Source organism: Winogradskyella sp. HB-48 (genome assembly GCF_049942685.1).
Taxonomy (GTDB): Bacteria; Bacteroidota; Bacteroidia; order Flavobacteriales; family Flavobacteriaceae; genus Winogradskyella.
In genome coordinates, this window is the sequence record NZ_CP187934.1 from 953,901 (window position 1) to 974,710 (window position 20,810).

The following is a 20,810-nucleotide window of genomic DNA, read 5'->3' on the forward strand; positions in this document are numbered from 1 at the left end:
TTACCTTTGTTATGGTTTAATTAATCCAATCCCTATGAAAAAGAACTACTTATCCCTTATACTTCTTATTTGTGGCCTAAATTTTGGTTTTGGGCAATCTGATGTAATAATTAGTCAATATATTGAAGATGCTACAGGCGGAAATTTTTATAAAGGAATTGAAATATTCAATATTTCTGGTACACCTATTGATTTTGCTGTAAATAATTTAGAGATATTTCAGGGTACAAATGGAACTGCATGTACACAAGTTGTTAACATCACATCAGGGACTCTAGCTGTAGACGAAGTTTGGGTGATTGGAACGACCGACTTAATTACATTTGCAACCACAAATGGTACTGATTTGAGTGGCACTACTGTTTTTGCATTTGCATTTAATGGTGATGATGCCTTACAATTGTATTTAGGTGGTGTTCTACAAGATGAGTTTGGGCTTTGTGGTACTGATCCCGGTGCTGCGTGGACAGGAGGCGGAGTTTCAACAGCAAATAATAACCTCCAAATGCAAAATGGAATATGTGACGGAGATACCGATGGGTGGACTGATCCAAGCTCTAGGTTTGACCAGATAGCTGATGGTAATACACCTACGGATTTTGGTAACGCACCTGCGAGTTGTTCTTCAACCAACACAACCGTTCAATTCACTTCAACAACCTCAACTTTAGCAGAAAATGGTTTGTTTATAGATGTTTGTGCAAGCATCAATAATCCTTCAACCACTAATGCAACTACGGTAGATGTAACTTTAGATGGAGCTTCAACTGCAACCAATGGCACCGATTACGATGATGGTGCAGGTATACCAGCTGCCATAATCTTCCCTCAAACTTTAACATTCCCAGCAAACAGTAGTGCAGATCAATGCTTAACCATTTATATCTCTAATGACGATCTTTTGATTGAAGGCAATGAAACGGTTGTGTTGAATCTTACCAACCCTACAGGTGGTGATGCTGCGGCTTTAGGTATTGATACCCAACATGTACTAACTATAAACGATAATGATGCCGCTTTTCCTGCGGATGTTGTTATTACAGAGATAATGTATAATACTTCCGGAACGGATGACGAATGGATTGAAATCTGTAATGTTTCTGGAAGTACTCAAGTTTTAAATGGTTACACCATTGAAGTTGGTGGAATAACCGAATTTACATTTCCATCAACAGGAGTTCTAATTGCAGATGGCACTTGTATAACTGTAGCCCTAGGAGATAGTGGTGATGCTACTTTTAACCCTGATTGTCCGTTTACACCAGATTATACTAATGGCGCAGGTACAGGAACATTAAATAATACTTCAGATACCATAACGCTTACTGCTTCTGATGGAAGTACTGTTGTTGATACTGTTACTTACAATTCAGCTGATGGCGGTAATACAGATTCATTGCATGTTATTGATACATCTTTAGATAATTCGGTTACCAGTTCTAATTACTGGGAAGTCATTAATGGTGGGTCTCCTGGTGTAAACTCTTTAATATCACCTTGTACACCAATCGGTCCAGAGATTAATGTTGAAGGTACAACGGCCAATTTCCCTGATATAGCAAATGGTGACGTTACACCAGCAGCTTTTGATGGTACTGATTTTGGAGATGTTCCAGTTTTTGGTACGAGTACTAATACATTTAGAATAGAAAACTTTGGTGGCACGCAAAACCTAACAATAACAAGTGTAACCGTTGCAAGTGGTGATATTGGAGATTTTTCTATTTCAGCTTTACCTTCCTCACCAATTGCACCTGCAGACCCAAATGGATTTAGCAACTTTGATATAGAATTTAGTCCGACTACTATTGGTGTTAAAACAGCTGTTATTCAAATAATCAGTAACGATGCCGATGAAAATCCTTATACCTTTACAGTAGAAGGTAATGCAGAATGTATTGCAAATGCCATTACAGCAACCCCAAATTCGGGTCCGATAAACACTGTAGTTACTGTTACAGGAACAAACTTATCCACAGCTACAGCCTCCTTTAATGGATTAGCCGCTACTGTTAATAATATATCTGCCACAGTAATGGAAGTTACTGTACCATCTGGAGCTATATCAGGTAACTTAGAAATAGTTGATGATTTAGGTTGCCCAGGTTCTACCCCATTTACCATTATCAGTTCACAAATATCTAGTTGTGAGGGTTCGAGTGGTACGACACCTACGGATCTTTTCATTTCTGAAGTTACAGATGCTAACACAGGAGGTCTTACTTACATTGAAATATACAACGGAACTGGGGTTACCATTAATCTAAGTAATTACAGTATTCAGTTTTTTAACAACGGAAATGCAACGGAAAATGGCGGCTTAATAAATTTAAATAATGTCAACCTAGCATCAGGTAACACCTATATTGTTGGTGTGAGTTCTGGTTCAAACTGTACAGGTGTGACAGGTGCAGATGGCTCTTTAGCCGACCAAATTGGTTTTGGAGGAGTAAATTTTGTTGTAAATGGTGATGACCATATACGATTATATGATGGGACAAACCATGTTGACTCTTGGGGAACTTATCTATCTAATACTTGGGCTGATGCATTGGGTATTGGATCAGAAGGCGTCGTTTTCACAAGAAACAATAATGCCCCTAATTTACCTGATCCTAACTTCAGTATTACCGATTGGGCTTATGTAGATTGGGTATCTTGTACTGATAATGATTACTCTGATATAGGGAATTATGATTTCTCAACAGGAACACCTCCAACTGTAAATAGCATTTCAAGTGCAACAACAGCTTGTAATGAAGTTACAATATCAGTTTCTGCTACAGAAGGCTTTGTTACTGGCAATGCTTTGGCATATTATTGGTATGCTTATGATCCTGCAAATTCTAGTCTTGGTTGGCAGGCCATAAACAATGGTGGTATTTATACTACAAATACAGCTTCACCAGATTTAATAATTTCTGATCCAAATAGTGTTTTGGATTTTCAGTTTTATTGTGAAGTAAGAGAAGATGATGCGACCTGTTATACGGCTTCTAACGCCATACAAATTACATATGCAACCGCCACATGGAATGGCACCAACTGGATTTGGAACGATGGCACTGCTATTGACACTATGCCAACTACCAATGCTGGTGTTATTATAGATGGTAATTATAATACTGCTGTAGGTGGTGTTCAGACCAGTTTTGAGGCTTGTGAATGTACGGTGAATACGGGCAGTACCTTAACTATTGAAAACAATACTTATGTTTTGGTAGAAAATGATTTAACTGTAGATGGCACTATAATTGTAAAAACTGACGGCTCATTTGTTCAAACTAATGATACTGCTACTGTAAATGGAGATGTTCTAACTGATAAAACCAAAATCAGTGTAGAAAAAGAAACAGCACCTTTAGCTTCACCATTAGAGTATACTTATTGGAGTTCGCCTGTTGTTGGAGAGCTTATTAGCGAAGGTTTATTTGAGGCTAATGCAAATAGAATCTTTTCTTTTAATGGTCAGAACTTTAGAGATTCAACACAAGAAACAAATAATGATAATACTACACTTGTTGGCCAAGACGATATAGATGATGATGCTAATGACTGGCAGTTTGTAAATAGCACAACCATTATGTCCCCTGGTGTGGGTTATGCCTCAACACATAGTCCTTTAGGTTTTATAGGTCCAAATCAATACATATATACTTTTGAAGGCCCTTTTAATAATGGTGTTTATAATATTCCTATTTACAGAAATGATATAGAATTAAATGATAACAACTGGAATTTTATAGGTAACCCTTACCCTTCAGCTATAGATGCAGACTTATTCTTAGCAGCTAATGCTAGTATAGACCAAACTGTAGGCGCTACAAACGGTGCCATATTCTTTTGGTCCCATAATACTGCTGCAGATGGCAACACTAATGGTAACGAAAACCTTAACTACGCACAAAGTGACTACGCTATTATAAATGGTTCTGGGCAAACGGCTGGTGGAGATGGAGTTGTACCAAATAGATATATCCCTTCTGGGCAAGGCTTCTTTGTGTCCATGGATGACACAGCAGCAGCTTTAGTACATAGCGGAACCATAATGACAACCAACATAGTATTTAACAATAGTATGCGTGTAACTGGAAGTAATAATCAATTCTTTAGAACCGCTCAATATAATAAGCTTTGGATAAATTTAACTTCAGACAATGGTATTTTTAATCAGGTCCTAATAGCTTATGTTGATGGTGCTACTGATGGAGATGACGGCATGTATTATGATGCCCATAAAAATTTGTCTTCTGATTTATATTCTGGTTTATACACTACAATGGATTCCGCAGTTGATAAAAAATTTGCTATTCAGGGTAAAGATCCAAATAGTTTGAATATTGATGAAGTGATTCCTTTAGGGTTTAATACCACCATAGAAGAAGCCACCATATATACGATTTCGATTCATACTACTGAAGGTAATTTTATGGATGAAAACGATATTTTTATCATAGATTATGACTTAAACATTATTCATAATCTAAAGACATCTAATTATAATTTCACTTCTAATAGTGGTGAATTCAACAATCGTTTTGAAATTGTATTTACACCAGAAGCGCTTTCAGTAAATGATAATACTATTACTGCAAACGATATTATTATTACCGAACTTAATAATGGAGAAGTACAAATAACGGTTAGCGAGCAATATGCTATAAAGCATGTTGAAATCTTAGACGTACTTGGTAGACAAGTTTACAGCCTAAATGGAAATGGTTCAACCGAAGTATATGACTTATCAAAGCTGAGTAAAGCAGCTTATATAGCTAAAGTTACTTTATCTAACGGACAAGTAATTAGTAAAAAAGCTATTAAACAACGTTAGTTTAGATATAACCGACATTAAAATAAAAAGGTCTTATTAGTGAGGCCTTTTATTTTTAAAAAGCATATTGTACCGCTATTATTAAGTTTCTACCCGCAGCAGAAATGCCCGAAGAATAAGGTCGATAACGTTGGTCTGTTATATTCTCTAAACTTGCTGTCAATGTCAATTTATCTTTCCATTGGTATTGCGATCTTAAATTTAAGGTATACCAAGAAGGACTATACGGATTCCCATTACGATCTAAAGCATAGATATAATCTTTTTCTACTTCAGATGGTGCTAATTGATTAAAGGATAGCTCACTGTTATACACCAAAAAAGCATCCAGAAGTAGTTTATCTTTTCTCCAAATCAAATGAGTTCTACCAAAATTTGGTGCCACATGTCTTACTGGCACTTCAATACCATTATCATCTTCTGTTCCTCCAATAATATTATACTGAGAGCGTAGTTTTAAGGTCTCCGAAAAATTCATTTCCGCACCTACTTCAAAGCCATAAATCCATGCTTTTGAAGCATTTTGTATAGCTTGTACTGTACTTAATTCTCCATCATAAACAATTTCGGTTTCACCATTTACATTAAAATTTCTTCTAATAAGTGCATTGTCTAAAAAGGTATAATAGGTGGCCATATCTAATATAACCTTGTTCTCAAAATCCAATCTTAACCCTAATTCGCCTCCATAGGCATACTCTGGACTCAAATTATTATTTGGCACCACAACGGATCCTGGTTCTGAATCAAACACCTTACCAATATCATCAATATTTGGCGCTCTAAAGGCTGTAGAGGCATTTAACTTCCACTGAATCAAAGCGCTTGGCGACCAAGTTATACCAGCTGTACCTGTCAATGCACCTGTGTTGATATTTGCTTCATCAAAAGGAAGATTTAAAAAGCTATTATTAGCCGTAAAATCTGCTTTAGCAATAATTTGATTAAATCTTAAACCCGTTTGAAAAACGAATTCAGAATTAGGCTTGTACTTTAAACTTGTGTACGCAGCCAAAGATTGCCATGTTGCTCCATCTGGATATCGAGTAACATTTGCAACTTTTGTGTTGGTTTCAATATTTTCTTCGAACCCTTCTGATCCCACTCTGTTAAAAAGATATTCTAATCCATAAGATATTGTGGTTTTGGGACTCATTTTTTTCTCTAAATCTAGATTAAAAGATATAACATCTACTCGTTCTTCTCTTACTTCACGAATATCAGATTGAAAATCTCTATCTTTTCTACTTTCCCTAAAGTTTTGAAAAGCTATTGTGGCTTGTATTTTGTCATAAATGTTCGAACTACTGCTGGTTTTAGTAACTTGTAAGTTACCCATAAACCATTGTTGCGGACCATACTCCCACTCTGCTGAGCGAAGCATCTCACCTCTTGGTCTCACTAATCTATCATATCTTGGATAATCTGAGGTTGTAGTAAAAAACAAACCTAAGTCAAACTTCAGATTATCTCTTGGCTCATATCTTACTTTTTGCATGAGGTTTATTTGACTATAGGCTGTTGGTACTTGTAGCTTAGGATTGTTATTTGATATAATAACGTCTTCCTCATTTTGCCTAACAACATATTCTGGTCTTAAGTATTCATCTGGCCCGTGGCTTCCCATCCTTAAATCATCAAAATCTGTGTAGCTAACATTTGTTAAAAATGCCCATTTGTTATACCCAAGATTAAAATCTAAATGTGTTGTTTTTTCGTTATTAGCACTAGCATAACGCACCATAGTACCACCATTGACTATGCACTTGTCTTTGTAAGATAATTGTGGCTTTTTTGTGTAGAAACTCATTACACCACCAATAGCATCACTGCCATAAACTACAGATCCTGCACCTAATGTTACTTCGGTGTTTTGGATGGATAACGGGTCTATAGAAATAACATTTTGCAGATTACCTCCTCTAAAAATGGCGTTGTTCATTCGCACACCATCTACAGATATGAGCAGTCTGTTAGTAGAAAAACCACGAATCATTGGGCTACCTCCGCCCATTTGGCTTTTTTGTATAAATACATTCCCTGTATTATCCAAAAGATCTGCACTTGTCTGTGGATTAGCTAAAGCTATTTCTTTAGCATTTAACGCAACTATAGACTGTGGAATGTCTTTTTTACTCTGCTCAAACTTAGATACTGAAATTACAATTTGTTTAAGCCCTTCTACTTTTGGTATTAAATACACTATGTAGTTGTTTTGAGAAATTTCAACCTTCCTCAGTTCTAATTTCTCATACAATAAATTCTGAAAATAGATTACCTCTCTATCATTAAACTTGTCTAAGATGGCATTACCATCAAAATCAGTAACCTCGTATTTTGTCTTTTGTAGATTATACAGAGAAACACCAGAAATTGGTTGATTTGTACCCTCTTCTAAAACTGTAATGGTTTGGGCAAATGCACCTTTACAGCATAGGCACATAATTATACTATAAATGATATTACATTTTAGTTTTATATACATCTTCATTAAAATCTTTTCGTAATAACTGGCTTAATGAAACACTTCATTTAGCACTTGTAATGACTTGGGTTTCTTAAACCCGTCTAAATGTAATTCAAAATAATGCAATAATATATTTAAAAACTCTCGTCTTTGTTTTGCGTTGATTTTGATGTTTTCTAGAGCATCAAAATTTATGCCTAATAACTGTTTTAACAATGTTAAACTTTCGCCAGAAATAGAATAGACGCCTTGATCGTTCATTTCAAAATTTCCAGATTCTAAGTTAAAATATGGTTGGTCTAAGTTTTTGTTTTCGGGCTGAAATCCAAGGTAACGTGTTAGCTTTAAGAGAAATAATAAATGAAAATTTGAAAATTTTTCTGAGCTGTCAAGGTATTGTAAAGCGATTTCGAGATAGTTAAAAAGTGTCTCATTTTTTTCTTCTTCCTTTAATGAGTTAGAAAGGATTTCTGAAAGAAACAATACAATTGAGCTCTTAAAAATATTTGAATTTAAACTACGATATATGTAACTGAACTTTACTTCTTTAATTTCTTGAAGCGATCTATTAGTCCTAAAGTTTTCTTCAAATTGTAATTGAGATAAGACCTGAAAATAAATAGTCTTACTACTTCCTCTTTTAGATTTCAAAACACCTCTTAAAATATAGCTAACTATTCCTCTTTCTTTGGTATAACACTTTACGATAAGATCGTTATCTCTGTATTTTATTTTTGAAAGAACAATGCCTTGATTTTTTGTAAGCATTTTTATCGCACTATAAGAACCTTTAAAACTTTTGTTTCAAACGAATTTAAATCAGAAATCATTATAAGATAAACACCTGTTCTAACAATGGAATTTGCGAGATTTTTACCGTTCCATACAGCAGTACCACCATCTATAGCAAAGTTATAATTAGTATTGGATGATCTTAAATTTATATTAGACTGTGCCTCTGCGACAAGATTACCCTCAATATCTGTAATCTTAATATTTACATTCTCTGTTAATCCACTAATTTTAATGCCTTTATTAATATCATTTAAATCATTAAATCCTAGTACCTCATATTCTGGTCTTACCGGATTTGGATACACAAAAGCATTTTCTAATGTTTCTTCTGGTTTTGAGCCACCAGCCCTAAAAGAAAGCATCCCTTTTGTTGTGGCTATATATACAATTCCATTATTAGAATCCAATGCAATATCTGTAATTCGATTAGAAGGTAATGGTGAGTTATCTTTAGTAAAATGATAAATGGTATTTTGACCATCTGGTGAAAAATAAAACACACCAGAGTCTACAGTACCAACCCACTTATTATTAGACCCATCAACTTCAATATCTGAAATTGTCTGAGATTCTAATAATTCTTGTGCTATACCATCTTCTAAAATAATGATTGAACTTAAAGTGGGATTAGGGTCATCAAAGAAACCAGAAGTATTAAACAGAACTCTTAATCCTGAAAATGTACCTACCCAAAGCTGATTTCTGTTATCAATTTCTAAAGCGGTTACCCTTGGAAAAGGGAGGTTCTGTTCTTCTGAAGTTAGATTCTTAAGCGGAATAGCTAAATTCTCGTTATAAGCATAAAGTCCGTTGGCGTAGCCCCCTATCCATTTGGTACCGTTATTGTCAATGGCAATATCATGAAACCCAAATTCGCCTAACAGTGTATCTTCTATAATTGAAGAAAAGTCATACCCTTGCCAATTACCAGAATTAGGATCATATGATTTTAAAGGATTAGGTGCACGAGCTGTCATACTCCAAAGTACGCCATTATTATCAAAAGCAGAAGCAGACACTCTTATACTAATAAAATTTGGTGCATTTGGTAAAATCAATGATTCTAAACCACTATTATTTTGATTATAAAGAATTGTAGGTTGAAAATTATTTATTTCTAAAATTCCATTTTGAAAAGAACTAACAAAAACTTGGCTTGGATTAAATGGGTTTACAGCTATTTCAGATAGGTTTCTAGCCCCAAATACACTGTCAAAAGGTATGCTTTCCCAAACATTATCTCTTAGATAGCTTAATCCTCTAGTTCTTGCTGGTGCAGGATCAAAAGCAGGTGTATAATCCCCAAAACTTGCCCAAACTACATCAGAATCTGCATTGAGCCGGAATATTTCATTCATTAAGGGGCCATTAGGTTTAATTTCAGTAAACATTAATCCATCTGAAGTAAGTGTCTTTAAAACTCCATAATCTTTAGTTCCTATATACACCTCATTACCTAATTGAACAGCGGATGAAAATTGGGTATCAAAATCATCATTTGGGGTGTAGCTTGAAATTAATTGAGCGGTCTCATTATAAACTTCAATAGTGCTTACATTTGAAATGATTAGGTTGTTTTCGCTTACTTCTGTATCTGTTGGTAATACAGGCAAAACAAATAACTCAGTGAAGCTTGTATTGGTTATTTCAAAAAAAGCTCTGTTAGCTCTTACCGCATAGGCTCGGTCGCCAACTGTATTAATATTTACAAAGTTACCTCCAATAACGGTTTGCCATTGAGCAAAATCAATAAGATTTGGATTATTTATTTCTGCCTTTTTTAAACCATTGTTACTAGAACAAGCTGCAAAAATCTCATTATTCAGCACAGTAACCTGATTTACTGTAATCTGTGAGCCTCCATTACCTAAAAAGTATGTATCCCCAAACTCTAATCTTGCCAAATCATAAACAGATATACCAAAGTCTGTAGAGATATAAACTAAACCCTCATGCTCATATAAATGATTAATAGATTTATTATCTGGTGCAATATTTTCTTTTTCTAAAATATCAACCACAGTTAGTACAGAGCTATCTGTTTCGAAATACACTTCTAACAGACCTGTTTCATAACCAATAACTAAATATTGAAATTCTTCACTGTAAAGAATTGTTGTAATCTGCTCACCAGACAAACCTTCTACGGTAGTAATGGTATTTATTTCTTGAGTTAAGGTATCGTATTCAAAAACAGCATTTTGTGCAGCAGCATATATTTTATTATTACCGTTAACAACATCTACAATATCATTGTAAGAGAAATGTGCCTGCCATAATGTAGAGAAATCTTGCGCTCCTAGATTGAGTGATAATCCAAAAACGAATAGTATGGATCTAAAAATAGATTTAGGCATTATAATTTTTTTTATCAAATATATTTAATAGTAACGATAATATTATATTAATCATATAACATGTAACAAAAAAAGCTTCCATTATAAATGGAAGCTTTTATATATTTTGAATTTCTAAACTATATAACCCCTTGAGCTAACATTGCGTCGGCTACTTTTACAAATCCTGCGATGTTTGCGCCTCTTACGTAATCTACTGAGCCATCATCATTTTTACCATACTCAACACAAGCATTGTGGATGTTCTTCATTATTTCTTTTAAGCGTTCATCGACCTCTTCTCGAGTCCAACTTAATCGTAATGAATTTTGGCTCATCTCTAAACCTGAAGTAGCCACACCACCTGCATTTGATGCTTTTCCTGGCGCAAATAATATTTTTGCTTTATGAAACTCATGGATTGCTTCTGGTGTTGACGGCATGTTAGCACCTTCAGAAACACATATGCAACCATTATCAATCAAAGTCTTGGCTTCCTCACCATTTAATTCGTTTTGTGTAGCACAAGGTAATGCTATATCACATTTTACCGACCATGGTCTTTCACCTTCAAAATATTTTGCATTTGGATACTTATCAACATACTCACTAATTCTTCCACGTTTGTTGTTCTTAAGATCCATTACAAATTTTAACTTCTCTGTATTAATACCTTCTACGTCATAAATGTAACCACCCGAATCAGAAAGTGTGAGTACTGTAGCCCCTAATTCTATAGCTTTTTCAGCTGCAAACTGCGCTACATTACCAGATCCTGAAATAACAACTTTTTTACCTTTAAAAGAATCATTCTTGGTTTTAAGCATGTTTTCGGCAAAATAAACATTACCGTATCCTGTTGCTTCAGGTCTAATTAAAGATCCACCCCAAGATTGTCCTTTTCCTGTCAAAACCCCTGTAAAAGTATTGTTCAATTTCTTATACATCCCAAACATAAAACCAATCTCTCTTGCTCCCACGCCTATGTCACCTGCAGGAACATCTGTGTTGTGACCAATGTGTCTGTATAATTCAGTCATAAAGGCATGGCAAAAGCGCATAATTTCGTTATCAGATTTTCCTTTAGGGTCAAAATCAGATCCTCCTTTACCACCACCCATAGGCAATGTGGTTAAGCTATTTTTAAATACTTGCTCGAATGCCAAAAACTTTAAAATACTAGCATTTACTGTAGGATGAAAACGTAAACCTCCTTTGTAAGGTCCAATTGCAGAGTTCATTTGCACTCTGTAACCTCTGTTGACCTGTATTTCCCCAGAATCATCTACCCAACTTACCCTAAAAGAAATGAGACGTTCTGGTTCTACCATTCTTAAAAGAATATTTTTACCATTGTAGATTTCGTGCTTAGCAATGTAAGGAATAACTGTCTCAGCTACTTCTTGAACAGCTTGTAAAAACTCAGGTTCGTGCCCATTTCGCTCTCTTACAAGATCTAAAAAAGCTTCAATTTTATCTTTCATATAAAAAATTGTTAAGAAAATGTGATTTATAGGGTGCAAAGATAAGTTATCTTTAAAAATAAAGGGTTATTTTTTTTATATTCTCAATTATTTTTTAAATATTTAGGTTTTGTAATAAAATTCTTCTCCCTAAAAGAAATTTGCATTTTATCCGTTTTATTTTGTAGTTTGTCGAGTTTTTATATATTTGTTCGGCAACCGCTTAATCATAAGTGTTATATGGCAAGACATATTAAAAAATTAATAATGTTGTTTGGGTTGATATGCACAATTCAAACCTCTTCAGCCCAATTGGGTTTTTCTCACGAAATAGGTGCATTTATTGGAGCGGTTGCGTTTCAATCTGACTTTGGGGTTAGAAACGACTTTGAAACCAATTCTGGTAACACTGGGATAGCACTAGGGATTGTTCACTACATCAATTTTGCTTATAGAGCTGATTGTAATTGTTACAGCACGGATACCTATTTTAACGATCACTTTAAATTAAGAAGTGAAATTTCTTGGAACAAAACTCCTTTAGAACATTTTGGAAAGTGGGTAGATGATGCAAGAACAAGTGCTGATGCTGATAAATTAAGAGCCCATACCGGTGAAGCCCAAAACTGGGATGTCGGTATGCAACTAGAATATTTCCCAAGAAGTATTAGAGCTTTTTCTGCAGGTGCTTACTCTTTCGCCCCTTTTGTTGCTGTTGGTGCTCATTTTGTTTCATTTAATCCCGATGTTGAAACCAGCTACGGTGACAGTAATATTTTAAATAACAACAACTTTTATACTCCATGGGATAATGTTTCTGGAGGTGACCCTTTTATTAGCGCAGAGTCTGGTTCTACTTGGTCTGTAGTTGCTAGCATAGGCACGCGTTATAAACTAACCATACTATCTGACTTATTTGTAGAATTGAGATGGCAGTATTATTTTGATGATTTTATTGATGGATTAGACCATAAATTACCATCTAATAAAGCCAATGATTGGAATCTTTGGCTAAATTTTGGTTATATATACTATCTAGATTAGTAGAGGCTGATTATCCTATCGCTTGTTTAAGATCGGCAATTAGATCCTCTTTGTCTTCTATACCAACACTCAACCTTATTAAAGAATCTATAACTCCTGTTTTCTCACGCTCTTCTTTAGGTATACTTGCATGTGTCATACTTGCAGGATGACCAGCTAATGATTCTACTCCACCAAGAGATTCTGCTAGAGTGAAAATGTTTAAATTTTCGATTATTTCAATCGCTTTTTCATAGTTGTTTCCCTTTGTTGTGAACGATACCATACCTCCAAAATCATTCATTTGAGATTTAGCAATTTTATGATTAGGATGACTTTCAAAACCTGGCCAATACACATTTTCAATCTTAGGATGCCTCTTTAAAAACTCGGCAACAGCTTTACCATTTTCACAGTGACGTTGCATTCTAACGTGTAAAGTTTTTATACCTCTTAAAACTAAAAAAGCATCTTGAGGCCCGCAAATTGCGCCACTTGCATTTTGGATAAAATAAAGTTGATTTGCTAACTCTTTGTCTTTAACAACCAAAGCTCCCATAACAACATCACTGTGACCACCTAAATACTTAGTAGCTGAATGCATAACTATATCCGCTCCCAAATCTAACGGTTGTTGTAGGTATGGTGTAGCAAACGTGTTGTCTACTGCAAGCAGAAGATTGTGTTTTTTGGATATATTTGAAACAGCCTTTATGTCTATAATGTTCATCATTGGGTTTGTTGGTGTCTCTACCCAAATCAGTTTAGTTTTTTGATTTATATAGTTTTCAATATTGTCTACATTGCTCATTCCTATGAAATGAAACTTAATTCCAAAATTTTCATAAATTTTGCTGAAAAGTCGGTAAGTCCCACCGTACAAATCATTTGTTGAAATGACCTCATCGCCTGGCTTTAACAACTTTAAAACTGCATCTATAGCCGCCAACCCAGAGCCAAAAGCTAAACCATGATTTCCGTTTTCTAAACTTGCAAAAGATTTTTCTAACGCATGTCTTGTTGGGTTGTGCGTTCTTGAGTACTCGTAGCCTCTGTGAACACCAGGTTGTGACTGAGCATAAGTAGTTGTCTGGTAGATTGGTGGCATCACAGATCCGTAAGCAACATCGTGCACCTGACCACCATGTATGGTTTTTGTATTAAATTTCATTATGTCCTTTAAATATTTTACCTTAATCGTAGTAACTTTACAAAAACAAAATCTAGTAAAGTATAACAAATTTAACCTATAATTCGTTCTTTATTAAGCATATCAACACCTTTAATGAATGATCAACAAAATCTCTTTATTTAGATTATCTACTTTGTTATTAGGTCTCGTTTTTACATTTTCATGCAGTAGTGAGCCTAAATCAGTAAGTTTTGAAAACAATTCTTACGAGAATCATTATGAAGCCGACATCTCGGTCTCTATCGATGAAGCTATTGGTAATAGTGAAATAAGTAAGGTTATAAATTTTAAAATCAATGAAGCCATTATCTCAACATTTAGCGATGTTACAAAAAAAACAAGTTTAGAGTCTGTTTTAGAGGATTTTGATTCTGAGTTTATAGATTTTAAAAAACAATATCCTGAAGCATCGCATCCTGCTTGGGAACTTCACATTGAAACTGAAAAGGTTTATCAATCTGATGAAATAATAACCTTAACTATTAACACCTACGAGTTTAAAGGTGGTGCCCATGGCAATGACAAGATTAAGTTTTTAAATCTTAACGCCAAGACAGGTGAGGTTTTCGGTTTTAATGAGATTGTAGAAAACTCAGAAAGTTTTAAAACTTTAGCTAAAGACTATTTTTTAAAATCTATTGATACTGAGAAAGAAGACAGCCAAATAGAGGATTATTTCTTTGGAAAACCGTTTCAACTACCTGAAAATATTGGTTTTAGTGAAGATGGTTTAGTTTTTCTGTACAATGTGTATGAGGTAGCTTCATATAACCAAGGCTACACTGAGTTTGTTATTCCTTTTAATTTTATTGAATCTTACCTAAAAGTTAAGTAAGCATTGTATTAATTATCGCCTTAAAAGTCCGTTCTTTGCTATTAAAATTACAAGATAAAATGAAAAAAATCTATTATCTAAGTACTTGTAATACTTGCACAAAAATTATTAGCGAACTTAATCTACCGAAGGACTTTCAGTTTCAAGACATAAAGACTGAACCAATTACCAAAGCTCAAATAGAAGAGATGAGAGTCCTTACAGATAGTTACGAAAGCCTTTTTAGCAAACGCGCAAGACTCTACAACGAATTAAACTTAAAGAACAAATCACTTACTGAAGAGGATTATAAAAATTATACTCTAGAACATTACACTTTTTTAAAACGTCCTGTAATTGTTTATGAAAACAAAATTTTTATTGGCAACTCTAAAAAGGTAATTGAATCTGCCAAAAAAACAATTCATGGATAGCAGAAAATATGCGTTGGTTGCCCTATTTGCAGTACAATTGTTATATGGGCTTAATTACACGTTTGCCAAAATCGTAATAAATGAAAACTATATCAAACCTTTTGGTTTTGTGCTTCTCAGAGTCATAGGTGCTACAGCACTCTTTTGGTTACTTAGTCTCTTTTTGCCAAAGGAAAAAGTAGAGAAAAAAGATTATATCAAATTTGTAGTTGCGGCAATATTTGGAATGGTCATAAATCTATTATTCTTTTTTAAAGGATTAGAGTATACTTCACCGATCCATGCATCTGCTTTAATGACTATTGTTCCTGTTATTATTTTAGTTCTTTCTTCATATTTCTTAAAAGAACGTATAACATCAAAAAAAATTATTGGAATTTCAATTGCACTCATTGGCGCACTTGTTCTAACAATTTATGGCAAATCTAGTAGGCCTGGCGATAATGTCCCTTTAGGTAATTTGTTGATTCTTATCAATGCCATTTCTTACAGTATCTATGTGATTCTCATAAAAAAGCTTACCGAAAAATACAATCCGGTTACATTTATAAAATGGTTGTTTTTAATTGGCCTGTTTATGTTAATTCCTTTTGGTTATAAAGAGCTAAGCGAAGTACAATGGCAAACATTTACGCCTTACATTTCTTTTTCTGTGGTATTTGTGGTTATTGGTGCAACCTTTGCTACATATTTACTTAACCCTTTTGCCCTTAGCCAGCTAAAAGCCTCTACTGTAGGTATTTTTATTTACATCCAGCCTGTGATTGCATCCCTTTTTGCCTTAGCAGTTGGAGCTGACTTTATAGATGCCATTAAAGTTGGTGCCATGATTCTGATATTTACTGGAGTATATTTAGTAACTGTAAAACGAAAGCAAAAAAAGTAGTTTGTCTTTTAATTCTGAAATATTTAAAACTGTTGATGCGATTCCTAAATCTTACTGGGAGAATCTCAACTGCAAACACAATATTTATTATTCACCAGAATTTTTAAAGGCTTTTGAACTGGCAAACACAGATATTGAGTTTAATTATATTTTTATTTTAAAAGAAGATAAATCTATTGCTTTTGCAAATACGCAAATAGTAACTATTGGGATAGAAACTATTACCAAAAATATCGCCATGTCCTCTAAGTTGAGAACCGCTGTGAATAACCTGTTTTGTAATAATCACATCAAAGTATTGTTTTGTGGTAATGTGTTTTTAAGTGGCGAGTATGGTACATTTTTAAAGGATGGTGAACCTAAAGTTGAAACTTTTAAAGCTATAGCCAAAGCCGTAAAAAAGCTTTATAAATGCAAGCGGTTAAGTACTATTTTTATTAAAGATTTTGAAGATGAATCTCTATATATTACGGATCATTTAAAAGCTTTTGATTATGCATCTATGCGTGTAGAGCCCAACATGATTATTTACCTCAGACCAGAGTGGAAGTCTTTTGAAGATTACACCTCGGATTTAAAATCTAAGTACCGTGTAAAGGTCAATAGAGCTGATGCTAAGAGTGAAATTTTAGAGACTATATTCTTTAATGAGGAAGACATTAAGATATATTTAGATGAACTCCAAGCTTTATATCAAAACACCATAGATAATGCCGATTTTAATGCTCAGATACTCAATCTAAATACTTATATACACCTAAAAAACACATACAAGGATAAATTTGTCGTTAAGGGTTATTTTTTGAATGATAAGTTGGTTGGTTTTTTATCAGCAATGCAAAATGGAGATCATCTCGATGCACATTTTATTGGTATTGATTACTCAAATAATAAAGAATATGCAATCTATCCTAGAATTCTAAATGATTATGTTCGGTTAGGTATAGAAACAAAATCATCTCAAATAAATTTGGGCAGAACAGCTTCTGAAATAAAAAGTACGCTAGGTGCACAACCCAAGACTTTAACTTGTTATTGCAGACACAAATATGCGCTACCAAATAAAATTCTTAAGCCTTTTATAAAGAATGTTCATATAAAAACATTTAAACAACATGAGCCTTTTAAAGATTGTTAGAGGTTTATTGGCTTCGGTCTCACACCATGTTTCCTAGTATCTTCTTTGGTAAGAACTTTATAGTTTTCAGACTTAGGAAATGTATGTACCAACCTTAATAATTCGTCAGGCAAACCCGTCAGTTTTCTAGCTTTTAAATCTATCCATGCACCTTGCATTTCGCAATAGGCTAAGTTGTCGCCTTTATGGTTGTAAAAATTGTGTTCAAACAAAAACAACATGCCATCGTCACTCAAACCAGAAACTTCAATGGTAACAGTAATAGGCGTACCGATAAAGGATTCTTTAAAATAGTACATATGCTCATAAAACACAACTGGTCCAATATTATGCTTCATTATTTCTGGCATAGAAAAACCTTGTTCATTAAAAAAAGACATCCTAGCATGACTCATAAAGTTGGTATAGGCAGAATTAGCTAAGTGTCCATTGGCATCAACATCGCTCCAGCGAATTTCAAATTGTTTTTTGTACATGGTAAGTCCTTGGTTTTGGCAAACAAAGTTAATAAACCTTGTTATGCGTACATAAGAGTTCCTATAAAATTTAAATTAATTTAAGAACCGTTGATTTTTGTACCTTTGCCCAACTTTAATCGCATTGTTTAATGATACAATCCATGACTGGTTATGGGAAAGCTGTTTTACAACTCCCAACCAAAAAAATTTCCATAGAATTAAAATCACTGAATAGTAAGAACTTAGATGTTAATGCACGTATGCCATCTATGTATCGTGCTAAAGAGTTAGATATAAGAAAACTTCTAGCCAATCATTTGGAAAGAGGAAAAGTAGATTTTTCGCTTTATGTTGAAATTACAGGGGAAGATACCAGCTCTAAAATCAATAAAACGGTTGTGAAAGAATATATTAAACAATTAAAGGATGTGGTTGATGGTGACGAAACCGAGCTACTAAAAATGGCAATCCGTTTGCCCGATGCTGTTACAACTGAGCGAGATGATATTGATGAAGAAGAATGGCATATCATAGAAAATGGCATTAACGAAGCTATCTCTAAAATTATAAGCTACAGAGAAGATGAAGGATCCATTTTAAAACAAGATTTTACCGAAAGAATTGATACCCTAAAACAACTGTTAGATAAGATCATTGCTATGGATCCTGAACGTATTGAAGGTGTTAGAGCACGATTGGAAAAAGGCATTGCAGATATTAAAGAAAAGGTTGATGAAAATCGTTTTGAGCAAGAACTCATTTACTATATAGAAAAATTTGACATTACCGAAGAAAAAGTAAGGTTAGATAATCACCTAGACTATTTTATTAAAGCTCTAAACTCTGATGACTCTAATGGTAAAAAGCTAGGTTTTATCTCTCAGGAAATAGGAAGGGAAATCAATACCATTGGCTCAAAATCTAATTATGCGCCCATGCAAAAACTGGTAGTGCAAATGAAAGATGAGCTCGAAAAAATAAAGGAACAATTATTGAATGTGCTCTAATTAAAAACAAATTAAGTGTCTAAAGAAGAATTTAAAAAACAAGGCAAGCTTATTGTATTTTCAGCACCTTCAGGTTCTGGTAAAACCACAATTGTTCGTTATTTATTAAAGCAACCAGAGTTAAATTTAGAATTTTCTATCTCAGCTACCTCTCGTGAAAAACGTGGTGCCGAAGTTCATGGCAAAGACTATTATTACCTATCGCTGAAAGAGTTTAAGAACAAAATTAAAAACGATGAGTTTTTGGAGTGGGAAGAAGTTTACAGAGATAATTTTTACGGCACCTTAAAGTCTGAAGTTGAACGTATTTGGGCAAAAGGAAAACATGTAATTTTTGATATTGATGTCTCTGGAGGCTTACGAATAAAGCGAAAATTTCCCAAACAAACTTTAGCAATTTTTGTAAAACCACCAGACTTAAATGAGTTGGTGAGACGCCTAAAAGATCGCGGCGAGGAAAGCCCTGAAAAAATAAGCATGCGCGTTGCAAAAGCACCTGCAGAGTTGGCCACAGCACCACTTTTTGACGAAATTGTGGTGAATTCTAATTTAGATGAAGCTTTAAAAAATGCCTATCGTCTAGTTTCTGATTTTATAAACAAATAGCATGAAGGTCGGATTGTTTTTTGGCACATTTAACCCTATACACATTGGTCATTTAACCATTGCCAATCATCTTGCTGAGCATAGTGATTTAGATCAGGTTTGGTTTGTAGTGACACCTCAAAGTCCTTTTAAGAAAAAAAATAGTTTATTGGACAATAGACAGCGCTATGAAATGGTCTATCTGGCTACAAAGGACTATTTAAAATTAAAACCTAGCGACATTGAGTTCGATTTAAAACAACCCAACTATACTATAGATACACTTACTTATCTTGAAGAAAAGTTTCCTGATTATAAATTTGCCCTAATTATGGGTGAGGATAATTTAAAGAGTTTTCATAAGTGGAAAAACTACGAGGTAATCTTAGAAAATTATGACATATATGTCTACCCAAGATTGTCTGATGGTGAGATTGATAATCGATTTAAAAATCATCCAAGAATTTTTAACATATCTGCGCCAATAATTGAACTATCTTCTACGTTTATAAGAAAAGAAATTAAGGCAGGGAGGAATATTTGCCCCATGCTGCCTGAAAAAGTCTGGCGCTACATAGACGAAATGAATTTTTACAAATATTAACAAAACTAAATTCGACCAAGCTTTTTAATTTTCAAAAGAATAGTTAACTTTAATTTTTAAAAGGAGAGAAAAAGAAATGACATTTACTACAGTTTTTTTAGCCGCAATAATAGCTCTTATTATAAGAAAAACTAGAGATATTGTACTAAGGAACAATCTGGATTCAAAAAAAGAAAAACATTTTGTTATTGCCAGTACTTTACTTATTCTCTTCTTGGTTACAAATGCAACGCTTCCTTATCCTGAGTCTTTGTATTGGTTTATTGGAATGGGAATAGTTTCAGCGATTTCAATACTTTCTTACAGTGTTATTAAAAAAGAGTTTAAAAGATTTATAGCTTTAAACACCAAAGAAAAAGTTCAGAATATTCTATTCTACAGTCTTTTAGTAGTTGTAACTAATATCTACCTCTAAAAATGATAGAAGGCATTTTCTAAATGCTCGATTTCGTATTCTTTGCCATTCTTCACAATGGCAATAATATCAAAACGCACCTCCATATCTAAATTATTCTCAGTTATATACTCATCTACCGCTTTAACCAAATTTTTTATTTGTTTTGGTTTTACAAAATCTTGCGGGCTTCCAAAATCTAAAGAACTTCTTGTTTTTACTTCAACTATCGCAAGAATACTTCCTTTCTGAGCAATAATATCTACTTCGGCTTTATCAAAACGATAGTTGCGCTCTATAATCTTATAATTATTTTCCAATAGAAAATCAAGTGCTAGTTGTTCGCCCTTCTTACCTAGTTCATTGTGTTGAGCCAAAGTATG

17 protein-coding genes are annotated in these 20,810 nt (G+C 34.0%); 10 read left to right on the forward strand and 7 right to left on the reverse strand.

Translation table 11 applies throughout. The annotated features are described in order from the left end of the window. Nucleotides 1–34 precede the first annotated feature (34 nt). Nucleotides 35–4,831: a lamin tail domain-containing protein gene (locus ACPX19_RS04250; protein ID WP_426431691.1), complete on the forward strand. Its 4,797-nt coding sequence runs from the start codon at nt 35–37 to the stop codon at nt 4,829–4,831. 55 nt (nt 4,832–4,886) lie between these two features. On the opposite strand, the gene ACPX19_RS04255 is transcribed toward ACPX19_RS04250, so the two are convergent. The 4 genes from ACPX19_RS04255 to gdhA all read right to left on the reverse strand — a co-directional run bounded on the left by ACPX19_RS04255 (nt 4,887) and on the right by gdhA (nt 11,913). Next, on the reverse strand, nt 4,887–7,322 hold the full coding sequence (locus ACPX19_RS04255; protein ID WP_426431692.1) for a TonB-dependent receptor plug domain-containing protein: 2,436 nt from the start codon (nt 7,320–7,322) through the stop codon (nt 4,887–4,889). A gap of 24 nt (nt 7,323–7,346) precedes the next feature. Beyond that, a complete protein-coding gene (gene recO, locus ACPX19_RS04260) occupies nt 7,347–8,066 on the reverse strand; it encodes a DNA repair protein RecO (RefSeq protein WP_426431693.1) in 720 nt (239 codons plus the stop codon). 2 nt (nt 8,067–8,068) lie between these two features. Beyond that, on the reverse strand, nt 8,069–10,450 hold the full coding sequence (locus ACPX19_RS04265; RefSeq protein WP_426431694.1) for an ABC transporter substrate-binding protein: 2,382 nt from the start codon (nt 10,448–10,450) through the stop codon (nt 8,069–8,071). Between the two features lie 119 nt (nt 10,451–10,569). Beyond that, nucleotides 10,570–11,913, reverse strand: coding sequence for an NADP-specific glutamate dehydrogenase (gene gdhA / locus ACPX19_RS04270; RefSeq protein ID WP_426431695.1), 1,344 nt, complete (start codon nt 11,911–11,913; stop codon nt 10,570–10,572). A gap of 219 nt (nt 11,914–12,132) precedes the next feature. Here gdhA and ACPX19_RS04275 point away from each other — a divergent pair, with 219 nt between their 5' ends. Further along, nucleotides 12,133–12,936, forward strand: a complete 804-nt coding sequence (locus ACPX19_RS04275) for a THC0290_0291 family protein (protein ID WP_426431696.1) — start codon at nt 12,133–12,135, stop codon at nt 12,934–12,936. A 10-nt stretch (nt 12,937–12,946) separates the two neighbouring features. On the opposite strand, the gene ACPX19_RS04280 is transcribed toward ACPX19_RS04275, so the two are convergent. Next, nucleotides 12,947–14,086 carry a cystathionine gamma-synthase gene (locus tag ACPX19_RS04280; RefSeq protein ID WP_426431698.1) on the reverse strand — a complete coding sequence of 380 codons (1,140 nt, stop codon included), beginning with the start codon at nt 14,084–14,086 and terminating at the stop codon, nt 12,947–12,949. 118 nt (nt 14,087–14,204) lie between these two features. On the opposite strand from ACPX19_RS04280, the gene ACPX19_RS04285 reads away from it, so the two are divergent. Genes ACPX19_RS04285 through ACPX19_RS04300 form a run of 4 tightly spaced genes read left to right on the forward strand, consistent with a single transcriptional unit; the run spans nt 14,205 to nt 17,379 of the window. After that, on the forward strand, nt 14,205–14,942 hold the full coding sequence (locus tag ACPX19_RS04285) for a DUF3298 domain-containing protein (protein WP_426431699.1): 738 nt from the start codon (nt 14,205–14,207) through the stop codon (nt 14,940–14,942). Between the two features lie 59 nt (nt 14,943–15,001). Next, nucleotides 15,002–15,355 (forward strand): arsenate reductase family protein, encoded by a 354-nt coding sequence (locus tag ACPX19_RS04290; RefSeq protein ID WP_426431700.1) that lies wholly within the window; start codon nt 15,002–15,004, stop codon nt 15,353–15,355. Beyond that, on the forward strand, nt 15,348–16,241 hold the full coding sequence (locus ACPX19_RS04295) for a DMT family transporter (protein ID WP_426431701.1): 894 nt from the start codon (nt 15,348–15,350) through the stop codon (nt 16,239–16,241). Before ACPX19_RS04290 ends, ACPX19_RS04295 begins: the two co-directional genes overlap by 8 nt. Nucleotide 16,242: 1 nt before the next feature. Beyond that, nucleotides 16,243–17,379, forward strand: a complete 1,137-nt coding sequence (locus ACPX19_RS04300; protein ID WP_426431702.1) for a hypothetical protein — start codon at nt 16,243–16,245, stop codon at nt 17,377–17,379. Here the strand turns inward: ACPX19_RS04300 and ACPX19_RS04305 are convergent. Next, entirely contained in the window at nt 17,376–17,855 is a 480-nt protein-coding gene (locus ACPX19_RS04305) for an acyl-CoA thioesterase (protein WP_426431703.1), read from the reverse strand. The two genes, ACPX19_RS04300 and ACPX19_RS04305, sit on opposite strands and share 4 nt — an antisense overlap. Before the next feature lie 131 nt (nt 17,856–17,986). On the opposite strand from ACPX19_RS04305, the gene ACPX19_RS04310 reads away from it, so the two are divergent. From ACPX19_RS04310 to ACPX19_RS04325, 4 genes are all read left to right on the forward strand, one after another. Then, nucleotides 17,987–18,844: a YicC/YloC family endoribonuclease gene (locus ACPX19_RS04310; RefSeq protein WP_426431704.1), complete on the forward strand. Its 858-nt coding sequence runs from the start codon at nt 17,987–17,989 to the stop codon at nt 18,842–18,844. A 15-nt stretch (nt 18,845–18,859) separates the two neighbouring features. Next, nucleotides 18,860–19,450, forward strand: a complete 591-nt coding sequence (gene gmk / locus ACPX19_RS04315) for a guanylate kinase (RefSeq protein WP_426431705.1) — start codon at nt 18,860–18,862, stop codon at nt 19,448–19,450. A gap of 1 nt (nt 19,451) precedes the next feature. Continuing rightward, complete coding sequence (gene nadD / locus ACPX19_RS04320) at nt 19,452–20,033, forward strand: nicotinate (nicotinamide) nucleotide adenylyltransferase (RefSeq protein ID WP_426431706.1); 582 nt, start codon at nt 19,452–19,454, stop codon at nt 20,031–20,033. Between the two features lie 76 nt (nt 20,034–20,109). Next, nucleotides 20,110–20,448, forward strand: a complete 339-nt coding sequence (locus ACPX19_RS04325) for a hypothetical protein (protein WP_426431708.1) — start codon at nt 20,110–20,112, stop codon at nt 20,446–20,448. Here ACPX19_RS04325 and ACPX19_RS04330 read toward each other — a convergent pair. Next, the gene (locus ACPX19_RS04330; RefSeq protein ID WP_426431709.1) at nt 20,445–20,804 is read right to left on the reverse strand and encodes a YraN family protein; all 360 of its coding nucleotides are present in this window, start codon (nt 20,802–20,804) and stop codon (nt 20,445–20,447) included. The genes ACPX19_RS04325 and ACPX19_RS04330 overlap by 4 nt on opposite strands. Nucleotides 20,805–20,810 lie beyond the last annotated feature (6 nt).